We start from the raw sequence: 12,792 nt of genomic DNA, 5'->3' as shown, positions 1-12,792 counted from the left end.
CGGAACACTTTCCATGTTTACTCTGACCGATGACGAGCGGGCGATTCGTGACACTGCCCGCGACTTCGCGGCCGAGCATCTGGCGCCCAACGCAGTGGAGTGGGATCAGACCAAGCATTTCCCGGTGGACGTCCTCCGTAAGGCGGCGTCCCTGGGGATGGGCGGTATCTACATTCGTGAAGACGTGGGTGGCAGTGAACTGAGCCGCGTCGACGCTGCCCGGATCTTCGAAGAACTGGCCAAGGGCGATCCGTCGATCGCCGCATACATCTCCATCCACAACATGGTCACGTGGATGATCGACCAGTTCGGCAACGACGAACAGCGCCACAAGTGGGTGCCCGGACTCTGCTCGATGGATCAACTGGGCAGCTACTGCCTCACCGAACCCGGTGCGGGCTCCGATGCTGCGGGCCTGAGCACCAAGGCCGTTCGCGACGGTGACGACTACATCCTGAACGGCGTCAAACAGTTCATTTCCGGCGCAGGCACTTCCGACGTGTACGTCGTGATGGCGCGCACCGGATCTGCAGGTGCCAAGGGCATTTCGGCGTTCATCGTGCCCAAGGATTCACCCGGACTGTCGTTCGGCGCCAACGAGGTCAAGATGGGCTGGAACGCACAGCCGACTCGTCAGGTGATCTTCGAAGACGTGCGCGTTCCCGCTGCCAACATGCTCGGTGAAGAGGGCAGTGGATTCCGCATCGCCATGAAGGGTCTCAACGGCGGCCGACTGAACATCGCCGCCTGCTCGGTGGGTGGAGCTCAAGCTGCGCTGGAGAAAGCCGTCGCATATCTGGTGGACCGCAAGGCTTTCGGTTCGGCGCTGATCGAGTCGCAGGCCCTGCAGTTCCAGCTCGCCGACATGCGCACAGAACTCGAAGCGGCCAGGACACTACTGTGGCGCGCCGCCGCAGCACTCGAAGACGGAGCGTCCGACGTCGTGGAGCTGTGTGCGATGGCCAAGCGCTTCGCGACCGACACCGGATTCGACGTCGCCAACAAGGCTCTCCAGCTTCACGGCGGTTACGGCTATCTTGCTGAGTACGGGATCGAGAAGATCGTCCGCGATCTTCGGGTTCATCAGATCCTCGAAGGCAGCAACGAGATCATGAGGGTGGTCATCGCGCGCAGCGTGGTCGCATCAGGTCAGGGAAAGCAGGGAGCAGCATGAGCGACGAGCTCGAGGTATTGATCGAAAAGCGTGACGGACTGGGGCTCATCACCCTCAACCGGCCCAAGGCGATCAACGCCCTCAACCATTCGATGGTCAAGGCGATGGCCAAGGCACTCGAGGAATGGAAGTCCGACGACGACGTCAAGGCGGTCGTACTCACGGGCGCCGGCGAACGCGGTCTGTGCGCGGGCGGTGACATCGTCTCGATCTACCACGACGCCAAGGACGGCAAGACCGGTTCGCTCGACTTCTGGCGTGAGGAGTACATCCTCAACTCCGAGATCGCGAACTACCCGAAGCCGTACGTCGCGATCATGGACGGGATCGTCATGGGTGGTGGCGTCGGGGTGTCCGCACACGGCGACATTCGCATCGTGACCGAGCGTTCGATGATCGGAATGCCCGAGACCGGAATCGGTTTCATCCCTGACGTGGGCGGAACGTACCTGCTCTCGCGTGCTCCCGGTGAACTCGGAACGCACATCGCGCTCACCACGGCGCGACTGAGCGCCGGGGATGCCATCGCAGCGGGCTTCGCGGATCACTTCATCCCGTCGGAGAACATCGAGACGTTCATCGCCGCTCTCGCGTCGTCCTCGGTTGCCGACGCCGTGGCGCAGTACGCGGAGCCGGCTCCGGTGTCGGAGCTGTTGGCCCAGCAGAGCTGGATCGACGCCGCGTACTCGGCCGACGACGTCTCCACCATCGTCGAGCGTCTTCGCGCGAGTGGAATCCCCGAGGCGGAGAAGGCGGCAGAGCAGATTCTCGGCAAGTCCCCGATCGCACTGTCGGTGACCCTGCGATCCCTGCGACACGCCAAAGAAGCGGCAGGCCTGGAGGAGGTCCTCAACGAGGAGTTCCGGGTCTCGACGGCTGCGCTCGCCTCACACGATCTGGTCGAGGGCATTCGCGCTCAGGTCGTCGAGAAGGACCGAAACCCGAAGTGGTCGCCGGCAACTCTCGACGAGGTCACGGCAGAATCCGTCGATGCCTACTTCGCCCCGCTGGGCGACAACGAGCTCGGACTCACCCCCCAACCGCAAGGCAACTGATCACCGCCGAAGGAGCATCACTAATGAGCACCATTGGATTTATCGGACTCGGTCACATGGGTGGCCCGATGGCGGCCAACCTCGTCAAGGCCGGACACAAGGTCGTCGGTTTCGACCTTGCACCTGCGGCGCTGGAGCAGGCAGTCAAAGACGGTGCATCGGTAGCGGATTCGGCGGTCGACGCCGTTCGCGGTGCCGACGTCGTGATCACGATGCTGCCGAGCGGTAAGCACGTTCTCGGTCTGTACGAGGAACTGCTGCCGGTGGCGACACCAGGCACGCTGTTCATCGACTGTTCCACCATCGACGTCGCCGATGCCCGCGAGGCACACGACAAAGCCGAAGCAGCCGGTCACCGCAGCGTCGACGCACCGGTCTCCGGTGGAGTCGTCGGAGCAACAGCCGGCACGCTGGCTTTCATGGTCGGCGGCTCGGAAGCGGACTTCCAGGCAGCATCACCGTTGCTGGACGTGATGGGCCGCAAGGTCGTTCACTGCGGCGACGCCGGTGTCGGCCAGGCTGCGAAGATCTGCAACAACATGATCCTCGGCATTTCGATGATCGCGATCAGCGAGGCGTTCGTGCTGGGCGAGAAGCTCGGCCTGAGCAATCAGGCGCTCTTCGACGTGGCGTCCAACGCTTCGGGACAGTGCTGGGCACTGACCACCAACTGCCCGGTGCCTGGACCGGTGCCCACCAGCCCGGCCAACAACGACTACCAGCCTGGCTTTGCCGTCGCACTGATGGACAAGGACCTCGGTCTGGCTGCAAATGCGCTGCGCACCAATGGCGTCGATGCAGAGATCGGGCTCAAGGCCGCCGAACTCTACAGTCGCTTCCATGCCGCGGGCGGTGGCGGTCAGGACTTCTCTGCCATCATCAACGACATCCGTGACCGTTCGACCGAAGGACAGCAGTGACCGACTTCAACACCATCATCCTCGAGCGTAAGGGTCGCGTCGGCGTCATCACGCTCAACCGGCCGAAGGCTCTCAACGCGCTGAACTCCGAGCTGATGAACGAGGTCGTCGCCGCGGTCGCCGACCTCGAAGCGGACAACGGCATCGGAGCCATCCTGATCACAGGCTCCGAGCGCGCCTTCGCCGCCGGCGCCGACATCAAGGAAATGCAGTCCAAGACGTACATGGACGCATACGTCGAAGATTTCTTCACCCCGTGGGACCGCGTCGCAGCAGCTCGTAAGCCGCTGATCGCCGCCGTCTCCGGGTACGCGCTCGGTGGTGGCTGCGAGCTGGCGATGCTCTGCGATTTCATCATCGCTTCGGATACCGCGAAGTTCGGCCAGCCCGAGATCAAGCTCGGTGTCATTCCGGGTATCGGTGGCTCGCAGCGTCTTACGCGCGCGGTGGGCAAGGCCAAGGCCATGGAACTGTGCCTCACCGGCCGCAACATGGATGCAGAAGAAGCCGAGCGCGCCGGCTTGGTGGCTCGGATCGTTCCGGCTGCCGATCTGCTCGACGACGCATTGAAGACCGCAACCACCATCGCCGAGATGTCGCTGCCGATTGCGATGATGGCCAAGGAAGCAGTCAACCGCTCCTTCGAGACCACCCTCGCCGAGGGCGTCCGCTTCGAGCGTCGGGTGTTCCACTCGACCTTCGCGACGGAGGATCAGAAGGAAGGCATGACCGCGTTCGTGGAGAAGCGGTCGGCAGAATTCAAGCACCGCTGAATTCGGGTACCGCTGAGTTCCGAAACAGCTGAAACTGCCCTCACACTCGTCGAGAGTGTGAGGGCAGTTTTTTTGTGTGTACGGGTGGTCGGTTCACCACTTGGTGGGTGCGCCGCCGGTGTCGAAGTCACCCGCAGTCTTGCGAAGTTCAGTGAGGATCGTCACCAATTGCTCGAGCTTGTCCTGCTGGAGTCCGGGGTGTGCGAACACCTTGCTGTTGAGCATTTCGGTGGCTTCGAGGGCGAGCGCGCGACCCGCGTCGGAGATCTCGATGAGCGTCGCACGTCGATCGCTGGGATGGGGGACCCGCCGAACCAGCTCGGCTTTCTCCAAGCGGTCGACGGCATTGGTGACGCTGGTGGGGTGAACCTGGAGGCGGGCACTGGCCTTGGCCATCGGGAGTGCGCCCGACCTGGTGAAGGTGAGAAGCGTCAGCAGTTCGTAGCGGGCGAAGGTCAGCCCGAGAGGCTTGAGTACCTCTTCGACCCGCGCCATCATGATCTGCTGCGCACGCATCACCGACGTGACCGCAGCCATGCCGTCGGCGACATCGCTCCAACCGTGCTCCGTCCACTGACGATGCGCCTCTTCGATGGGGTCGAGGGGGAGCGGCGCGGGGGGAGACATAGGTTCGATCATCCCATGCTGCGAAGCGGTCGGGTGCCTTGTCTGATTGTGTGTCGCAGCCGCTTACGTCTGTAGAGTCCCACGGGTGATTTCAATCCTCGTAGCGGGTGGCGTCTCGTTGTTCGTCGCGCTCTTCCTGACTCCGTTTCTCATTCGTGTGCTTTCGCGGCAGGGGCTCGGGCACGAGATTCGGATCGAGGGTCCGCAGAGCCATCAGGGCAAGCGTGGCACCCCGTCGATGGGCGGCATCGCGATCATCGCAGGCATGTGGGCGGGCTACCTGGCGGCACACATCATCGGTTTCGGCTCGCGGCTACCGCGGTTGTCTGCATCCGGTTGGCTGGTTCTCGCGCTGGCGACGTCACTGGGAATCGTCGGCTTTCTCGACGACTTCATCAAGATCCGCAAGAAGCGCAATCTCGGGCTGAACAAGACGGCAAAGACTGTCGGTCAGCTGGCGAGCGCCATCATCTTCGGCATTCTGTTTCTGCAGTTCTCCAACAACAACGGAGTCACTCCCGGAAGCCAGTACCTGTCCCATGTTCGTGACATCTCGGTGTTCTCGATGGGTGCCATTGGATTCGTGGTTTTCTTCTGCATTCTGGTGTTCGCCTGGTCCAACGCCGTCAATTTCACCGACGGCCTCGACGGTCTCGCGGCCGGTTCGATGGGCATGATCCTGGGGACCTACGTCGTCATCGCCGGTTGGCAGTACCGGAACTCGTGTGTCCTCGAGCCTGCCGCCGGTTGCTACGACGTTCGTGACCCCCTGGATCTCGCTATCGTCGCTGCTGCGGCAGGCGGGGCGTGCCTGGGCTTCCTCTGGTGGAATGCCGCTCCGGCTCAGATCTTCATGGGCGACACCGGCTCCTTGGCGCTCGGCGGCCTGGTGGTCGGCCTGTCCGTCACGACGCACACCGAGCTTCTGATGGTCATCATCGGAGCCCTGTTCGTGGCTGAGATCCTGTCGGTGATCATCCAGGTTCTGGTGTTCCGATCGTCCGGTCGACGCGTATTCAAGATGGCCCCGATCCACCACCACTTCGAGTTACTCGGCTGGCCGGAAACCGTCGTGATCGCAAGATTCTGGATCTTCGTCGCGATCTCGTGCGTGCTGGGACTTGCCACCTTCTACAGCGAGTGGTTCTCCGCTGCCGGTTAGACCGATTCGCTCGTTCGGGTCGGATCGCTCTTTCGGGTCCGATCGCTTTTTCGGGTCGTAGCCAGAAGAGCGATCAGACCGAGCGACACACACGCCGTCATCGTGACGGCCAGGGCTGTGCTCGTGTTTCCCAGCAGGCCGACGGCCGGCGCGATGGCCGCACCGACGCCGAACTGGAATGCACCGAGCATCGCCGCCGCAGTACCGGCCGCCTCGCCGTGACGAGCGAGAGCCAGTGCCGGGGCGTTGGGGAGAACGAACCCGATTGCGCCGGCCATGACCCAGAGTGCGATCACGAATCCGGCGAGCCCGCCCAGTTCCAGGACCGCGACAGTAATGACTACAGCGCCGGAGACAACCGCAGCCACGAGGGCCCACTTGGTGATCTGCTGAGGAGTCCACCGGTCGAGCAGTCGGACGTTGACCTGCGAAGCACCGATCAACGCGATCGCGCCCGCGCTGAAGAGCAGCGCGAACTCCTGTTGATTGAGGCCGTACTGGTCCTGATAGACAAACGACGCCCCGGAGACATACGCGAACAACGACGCCATTCCGACGCTGGAGACGAGCGTCAGGACCATGAACGTGCGGTCGCCGAGGAGCGAGCCGTAGGTGCGGAGAACCGACGTCAATCCGCTCGGGCGACGCTTTTCCTTCGGCAGTGTTTCGGACAGTCCGAACGCACCGATCATCGCCGTGCCGACGCCGATCAGTGCCAGGACGACGAAGATCCCGCGCCAGTCGAGGGCGACGAGGAGGGCGCCACCGATGCTGGGCGCCAGGATCGGCGCAACGCCGAGCACGAGCATCAGCCGGCTCATCACGACGGCAACGGTGTTGCCGCTGTAGAGGTCGCGGACGATCGCCATGGTGACCACTGCCGCGGCCGCCGCGCCCATGCCCTGGAAGACCCGCAGGATTCCGAGGACCGCAATGCTCGGTGCGAAGACCGCCAGCAGCGAAGCCAGGATGTGGACGCCGATTCCGGCCAGCAGCGGCTTCTTGCGGCCGAGCGTGTCCGAGAGCGGCCCGACCAACAGTTGGCCGAGCGCGAGGCCCACGAGGGTTCCGGTGATCGTCAGCTGAACCGTTGACGACGAGACTCCGAGATCGGCGCCGATATCCGGTAGTGCAGGCAGGTACATGTCGATGGTGAAGGGTCCGAGTGCCGTCATGGAACCGAGGGCCAGGATCTTTCCGACACTCGGCTTGCGGTTGACACTGCTCGTTTCCAGCGGGGCCGCCTCCAAGGGCGGAGCGGCCTTCACAGGCGGGGCGATGGCGGTGTTCTCGGCACTCATGAAACCTTCTGGGTTGTCTGGGTCTGGCGAACTGCTCGGTCGTTCGGGCGAAATTCGGGCCGCACTTCGTATGACCTGCGCCCACCGAGGGAGTCAGCATCGAGACTGACCGATTTGTTCCCGAAGGGCTCGCAGTTTTCCCAGAGACTGGAACGCCTGGTGGGATTGCATCCGAATCATGCTGAGCGGAACTGTGGTTCGACGCCGTCACTCGGGGCAGAATTACTCACTGACGCGGGTGTGGCTGAGTGGCTAGGCACCGGCCTGCAAAGCCGTTCACACGGGTTCGAATCCCGTCATCCGCTCGTGTCGGAGACCGGCAGGCATACCGCCTGCCGGTCTCTCTTGTGCGGTCCTGGTTCGCGGTGTCGGCTGCGATAGTCTGGGCTGCCGGAGCGAGCGGACCACTTGAGTGAGGCACTGAATTGATTTCGGGACAGGACCTGCGATCGCGGCGCTTGGACGTGGGGATCAGTCAGTTCCAGTTCGCCCGCCGAGCGGGAGTCTCGTCAGCCGTCGTCTCCGCGTGGGAACTCGACAAGGCGTATCCGAAGCCACCGGTGGCGCGCGCAGTTCTCACAGCCCTCTCCGCGTTGGAAGCGGCAAAGCGTGAGGGCACGTACGCGGCCCCGCGGAAGCGATCGAGTGGAAGTAGCCGTGCGCGTCGAGCGACACCGGTCAACGTCCCCGCCTCGGTGGCCAGGCGTGCGGTCGCGGCGGCAGGAAGAGGAGCCCCCACCGTACTGACGGCGTTCTCCGGTTGTGGGGGTATGGCCGAAGGCTTTCGGATGGCGGGGTTTTCGGTGGAGGGATACATCGAAGTCGTTCCTGAGGCTCGCGCGACCTTCGATCGGAACTTCCCCGGCGCGAGGTGCCTCGGCGAGGACATCCGGGCAATCGATGAAGCCCGTGTGAAAGACCTTCTGGCACAAGTGGACATCGATGTGTTGGCCGGGGGGCCGCCGTGTCAGGGTTTCAGCCTCGCCGGCCGACGCGACCGCGACGATCCGCGCAACCATCTCTTCCGGAACCTGCTCGAGCTCGCCGACCTGGTGAAGCCGAAGGTCGTGGTGATGGAAAACGTGCGATTGCTGCTCAGCATGAAGGACCCGGACGGTGGGATGGTCGTCGACCGGATACTCGGCGAGATGGCTGCACGCGGTTACGACGCGTCGGTCAACACGGTCAATGCGCAGGATTACGGCGTCCCGCAGTTCCGGGAACGAGTGTTCATCGTGGCGACCCGCCGCGACAGTGGTATCGGTCCGCTGCGTTTTCCGCCGAAGACTCACGGCGTGAATGGTATTGCGCCGCTGAAGACTTTCCGCGATGCCACCGTCGACCTGGCTCCGCTGGAATCCGGACAGGCCTGCGAAACCGACCCGCTGCACTGGGCCGTCGAGCATCCCGAGCACGTCCTGCGGTGGCTGCGTGATGTGCCGGAAGGAATGTCGGCTCACGACAACGAAGATCCGGCCATGCGACCGTCGTCCGGATACAACACGACGTACAAGCGATTGCGGTGGGACGAGCCGGCGTCGACGGTCGGAACCACCTTCGGGATGATCTCGGCTTCCCGCAACGTGCACCCGAAACACACGCGGTCGTTGACCGTTCGAGAAGCTGCTCGCCTCCAGACTTTTCCCGACGACTACGTATTCGAAGGCAAGTGGGGAGCGGTGCGCACGATGATCGGCAATGCGGTGCCGCCGCAGTTGGCGTCGGTACTGGCAGGAGAGATCAAGAAGGCCCTCGGCTGAGATAGTGCACCTATGGAAAATGGGGCCGACAATGTCGGCCCCATTTCGAGTTACGCCCTGGCAGGGGTGTGGTGCAAGCGAATCAGCTGAGGTTGAGCTTGGCGATCAACGGCTGGACGACCTTGATGATGTCGATGACGGCGCTGAGGGTGTTGATGGAACCCATGTTTCGGTCCTCCGTGTCGTATGTACAGGTTTGTATGTACAAGGTTGTGTCTGCGTGGTGTTTCTGTACGACCTTGTGTCGCAGACACAAGTTAGCAAACTGGACGCTTGTTTGGGTCGAAATGACCGCTTTGCGCTGAAGTTGCTGAAAAGTTCACGGTTTGTTCAGGAAGGGAAACAAAAAACAGGCCGGACTCCCCGAAGTCCGGCCTGTCGATGACGCTTTGCGATCAGCTGAATGCCGAAAGTGCGCTGATGAGGCCGATGCCCGCAACTGCGACCTTGAGGACACTCAAGACGTCTTCGAGCTTGACGCCAGCGGGCAATACGTTTTCGACAGACTCCATGTTGGATCCTTCATGTGTTGGGGTCGTGGTCCAGTGCCACTGCAAGCAAGATACCCAATCGTGACCACCTGTGAAACCCCGGCGCGAAGATCACGGTTGTGTTGCGCCGGACTCACTGGCCGTCGCGACGACGGTGGCTGCCACTATTTGCTCCACGCTGATGCCTGCTGCCGGTAGGCAGTGGTAGAAAATTCGTTCACAGAGGTCGACCATCTCGCCTCGCTCGAGCGTCGGCTCGTCGATCCAGTTGACGACGATTTCCTCCATGAATGCCTGCCACCCGGCGATTGTCGCCTCCACGGTCGCGTTCGATTCGATGCCCAGATTAGTGAGCGCAGCGACGATCCACGTGGTGAAAGTGCGGCGCATCCCACGGTAGATCGTGCGCATCCGGACGTCGCCACTGCCGGCCATCCGCATCACGGCGAGGTAAATGGTGGGGTGCTCGATAACGGCGTCGACGAAAGTTTCGATACCTGAACGCAGCTGGGACGTGATGGGTAGCTCGGGGTCAGGTCGCATTCGATCTTCGAGATCTGCCGAGGCAGCCTCGAGGATGGCGTTCTGGAAGCCCTTTTTGTTCTTGAAGTAATGGAACAGCAGTGGCGGTGAGACGCCGGCCTCGGCGGCAACTCGGTCCATCGACAGTTGGTCGAAAGGCTCGGTCCGCAACATGTGTACTGCCACCTCGAGGATTTGCCTCTGACGGTCTTCGGGGGAGCGAGGGACTGCAGCCATTCCGACATCTTATGTATTGGCTCCGAAGGTTCATTGACTTTTACTCAACGCTGTCTATAACGTGAGGTAACACATACGTGAGGCGAGGAGTCCGACAGTGTCTGCTTTCGACATCGTGGTCAACGACGGGTTGTGGTTCGACGGGACGGGGGCTCCAGGTCTGCGTCGTAATCTCGGAATTCGAGACGGCGTGGTCGTGGAGGTGTCCACGACGGGCCTCGAGATCGGGCCGGACACCGAGGTGATCGATGCGGCCGGCAAGTGGGTGCTCCCGGGTTTTGTCGACGTCCACACGCACTACGACGCCGAGGCCTTGGTCAGTCCAGGGCTTCCGGAATCGGTTCGCCACGGCGTCACGACGGTCGTGCTCGGTAATTGCTCGTTGTCGACGGTGTATTCGACCCCGCGCGAAATTGCGGACCTGTTCAGCCGGGTCGAAGCAGTGCCCCACGACGCGGTGCTGCGCATCCTCGAAGCGAACAAGACCTGGACCGGTCCCGCGGCCTACACCGCTGCACTCGAAGCCCTTCCCCTCGGACCGAACGTCGCGGCCTTCATCGGCCATTCCGACATTCGCACGCACGTACTCGGATTGGGGCGCGGCACCGACAAGAAGGTCAAGCCGACCCGCTCGGAACTCGGCCGGATGGGCTCGATGCTCGAGGACGCCATCGATGCGGGGATGTTGGGCCTGTCGTCGATGACCAACGCCCTCGACAAGATCGACGGCGACGAATACCGTTCTCGCTCTTTGCCGTCGACGTATGCACGGTGGAAGGAGTTCCGATTCCTCAACCGCATCCTTCGTGATCGCGGCAAGATCTTGCAGAGCGCTCCGACCATCAACCTGCATCCGAACGTCGCGGCGTTCTTCGCCGAAAGCTCCGCCATCGGACGCAAGAAGCCGCTCAAGACGTCGCTGCTCTCCGGTGCGGATTCGAAGGCCTACCCGGTGATCGTGTACTTCATGCTTGCTGCGGCCCCGCTGCTCAACCGCTTCGCCAAGACCGATTTCAAGTGGCAGCACCTTCCGGTTCCGTTCACCGTCTATGCAGACGGAATCGACCTCGTCGTATTCGAGGAGTTCGGTGCCGGCGCCGCCGCGTTGCACCTCAAGGACCAGGTGGAGCGCAACGAACTGCTCCAGGACGAGTCGTACCGCCGCGCATTCCGCAAGGACTACGACAACAAGTTCTCACCTCGCATCTGGCACCGCAATTTCTACGACGCCGTGATCGTCGGTTGCCCGGACGAGACGTTGATCGGCAAGAACTTCGGTCAGGTCGGCGACGTCCGGGGAGTGCACCCCGTGGACGCATACCTCGATCTGGTGGTGAAGTACGGACGAGAACTTCGCTGGCGCACCACTATTGCCAATCATCGTCCCAAGTTCGCCAAGAAACTCGCCGCGAGTTCCGGCGTGCAGATGGGCTTCGGCGATGCGGGTGCGCATCTGCGCAACATGGCGTTCTACAACTATCCGGTGCGACTCCTCAAGCGTGTCAAGGACGCCCAGAGTGACCGCAAACCGTTCCTCACCGTCGAACGGGCAATTCATCGCCTGACCGGCGAACTGGCGGATTGGTACGGCATCGATGCCGGGCATCTACGCCAGGGTGACCGCGCGGACTTCGTTGTCATCGATCCGGCCGGGCTCGACGAGTCGGTGGACGGCCTGTTCGAGGCAAAGGTCCCCGAGTACGGTGGGATCAGCCGAATGGTCAACCGCAGCGACGACGCCGCCGTCGCGACGGTGATCAACGGCCGACTCGTCTACCGGGACGGCGAATTCGCCCCGGGATTCGGAATCGAAAAGACAGGCCAGTTCCTGCGCGCTGGTGAAAAGGCTCCGATCACAGGGGTCACGAAGGCTAGCGTGGCGCTATGACTACACCGGCGGATCGCCTCACCTCGTACTCCCGGTCCGGGCTGACCTTCGACGTACGCGACGAAGGGCCGGCAGACGGTCCGGTGGTGGTCCTCCTGCACGGTTTTCCGCAGGATTCGAGCTCGTGGGATCAGCTCGCACCGCTGCTGCACACCCGCGGCTTCCGCACGGTGGCGCCGGATCAGCGAGGGTACTCACCCGGCGCCAGGCCGAAAGCGCGCTGGGCGTACCGCGGGTCCGAACTCGCCGCTGACACTGTCGCACTGATCGACGCGCTCGCGGTGGGCAAGGTGCACCTGGTCGGCCACGACTGGGGTGCCGCAGTCGCATGGCAGGTCGCTGCCGAGCGGGCCGATTTGCTCAACACCGTTACCGCGGTGTCGGTTCCGCATCCACTGGCGTTCGTCAAGGCGATGGTGACCAGCACGCAGGGACTGAAATCGTGGTACATGGGGGTGTTCCAATTGCCGTTCGTTCCCGAGAAGGTTCTGTCCTCCACGTCGGCGGGTGAGAAGTTCCTGATCTCGAGCGGGCAGACGCCGGAGAACGCACGGCGCGATCTGAATGCCATGCTGGCTCCCGGCCGCCTGCGGGGTGGTCTGAACTGGTATCGCGCGATGTGGATGACCAAGCCGAACCCCGCAACTGCCCGGGTCACCGTGCCGACCATGCACGTCTGGAGTGATGGCGATGCTGCCATCGGGCCCAAGGGTTCTGCGCTCACCCCCGCGTTTGTCGACGGTCCGTACCGGTTCGAGGTTCTCAGCGGCGTGAGCCACTGGATTCCGGACGAGGCGCCGGACGAGTTGGACCGACTGCTGGGCGAGCATCTCGGCAGCTGACCGCGTTTCGATCACTGAAGCCCCGCCGATCGGCGGGGCT

At 62.9% G+C, this 12,792-nt stretch carries 12 protein-coding genes and 1 tRNA gene; 9 read left to right on the top strand and 4 right to left on the bottom strand.

Going from position 1 to position 12,792, the window contains the following annotated elements:
• Positions 1-13: 13 nt before the first annotated feature.
• From DBV08_RS27360 to DBV08_RS27345, 4 genes are read left to right on the top strand one after another with little or no spacing between them, the layout of a single operon-like run.
• Positions 14-1,174 (top strand): isobutyryl-CoA dehydrogenase, encoded by a 1,161-nt coding sequence (locus DBV08_RS27360; RefSeq protein WP_007726145.1) that lies wholly within the window; start codon positions 14-16, stop codon positions 1,172-1,174.
• Positions 1,171-2,229: an enoyl-CoA hydratase/isomerase family protein gene (locus DBV08_RS27355; protein WP_124569486.1), complete on the top strand. Its 1,059-nt coding sequence runs from the start codon at positions 1,171-1,173 to the stop codon at positions 2,227-2,229. Before DBV08_RS27360 ends, DBV08_RS27355 begins: the two co-directional genes overlap by 4 nt.
• A gap of 23 nt (positions 2,230-2,252) precedes the next feature.
• Positions 2,253-3,149 (top strand): 3-hydroxyisobutyrate dehydrogenase, encoded by an 897-nt coding sequence (gene mmsB, locus DBV08_RS27350; RefSeq protein ID WP_095971578.1) that lies wholly within the window; start codon positions 2,253-2,255, stop codon positions 3,147-3,149.
• Complete coding sequence (locus DBV08_RS27345; RefSeq protein WP_003941374.1) at positions 3,146-3,922, top strand: enoyl-CoA hydratase; 777 nt, start codon at positions 3,146-3,148, stop codon at positions 3,920-3,922. Before mmsB ends, DBV08_RS27345 begins: the two co-directional genes overlap by 4 nt.
• A 93-nt stretch (positions 3,923-4,015) precedes the next feature.
• On the opposite strand, the gene DBV08_RS27340 is transcribed toward DBV08_RS27345, so the two are convergent.
• The gene (locus tag DBV08_RS27340) at positions 4,016-4,549 is read right to left on the bottom strand and encodes a MarR family winged helix-turn-helix transcriptional regulator (protein WP_054825961.1); all 534 of its coding nucleotides are present in this window, start codon (positions 4,547-4,549) and stop codon (positions 4,016-4,018) included.
• Between the two features lie 85 nt (positions 4,550-4,634).
• Between DBV08_RS27340 and mraY the strand changes: the two genes are divergently transcribed.
• On the top strand, positions 4,635-5,711 hold the full coding sequence (mraY, locus tag DBV08_RS27335) for a phospho-N-acetylmuramoyl-pentapeptide-transferase (RefSeq protein WP_003941316.1): 1,077 nt from the start codon (positions 4,635-4,637) through the stop codon (positions 5,709-5,711).
• Here mraY and DBV08_RS27330 read toward each other — a convergent pair.
• Complete coding sequence (locus DBV08_RS27330) at positions 5,708-7,012, bottom strand: multidrug effflux MFS transporter (protein ID WP_124569485.1); 1,305 nt, start codon at positions 7,010-7,012, stop codon at positions 5,708-5,710. The two genes, mraY and DBV08_RS27330, sit on opposite strands and share 4 nt — an antisense overlap.
• Before the next feature lie 234 nt (positions 7,013-7,246).
• Here DBV08_RS27330 and DBV08_RS27325 point away from each other — a divergent pair.
• Together DBV08_RS27325 and dcm are read left to right on the top strand one after the other, a co-directional pair.
• Positions 7,247-7,317 (top strand) — tRNA-Cys (locus DBV08_RS27325).
• A gap of 120 nt (positions 7,318-7,437) precedes the next feature.
• Entirely contained in the window at positions 7,438-8,772 is a 1,335-nt protein-coding gene (gene dcm / locus DBV08_RS27320; RefSeq protein ID WP_260395781.1) for a DNA (cytosine-5-)-methyltransferase, read from the top strand.
• Positions 8,773-8,854: 82 nt separating this feature from the next.
• Here dcm and DBV08_RS33045 read toward each other — a convergent pair whose 3' ends face one another.
• Together DBV08_RS33045 and DBV08_RS27315 are read right to left on the bottom strand one after the other, a co-directional pair.
• Positions 8,855-8,980, bottom strand: coding sequence for a hypothetical protein (locus DBV08_RS33045; RefSeq protein WP_255246884.1), 126 nt, complete (start codon positions 8,978-8,980; stop codon positions 8,855-8,857).
• Positions 8,981-9,374: 394 nt separating this feature from the next.
• Positions 9,375-10,022, bottom strand: coding sequence for a TetR/AcrR family transcriptional regulator (locus DBV08_RS27315; RefSeq protein ID WP_124569484.1), 648 nt, complete (start codon positions 10,020-10,022; stop codon positions 9,375-9,377).
• 97 nt (positions 10,023-10,119) lie between these two features.
• Between DBV08_RS27315 and DBV08_RS27310 the strand changes: the two genes are divergently transcribed.
• Positions 10,120-11,910, top strand: a complete 1,791-nt coding sequence (locus DBV08_RS27310) for an amidohydrolase family protein (RefSeq protein WP_124569483.1) — start codon at positions 10,120-10,122, stop codon at positions 11,908-11,910.
• A complete protein-coding gene (locus DBV08_RS27305) occupies positions 11,907-12,752 on the top strand; it encodes an alpha/beta fold hydrolase (protein WP_124569482.1) in 846 nt (281 codons plus the stop codon). Before DBV08_RS27310 ends, DBV08_RS27305 begins: the two co-directional genes overlap by 4 nt.
• Positions 12,753-12,792 lie beyond the last annotated feature (40 nt).

Source organism: Rhodococcus sp. KBW08 (genome assembly GCF_003852455.1).
In the GTDB taxonomy this organism is placed as follows: Bacteria; Actinomycetota; Actinomycetes; order Mycobacteriales; family Mycobacteriaceae; genus Rhodococcus_F; species Rhodococcus_F baikonurensis.
Note: the sequence above shows the minus strand (reverse complement) of the source record. Positions and strands in the feature narration are given on the sequence as shown.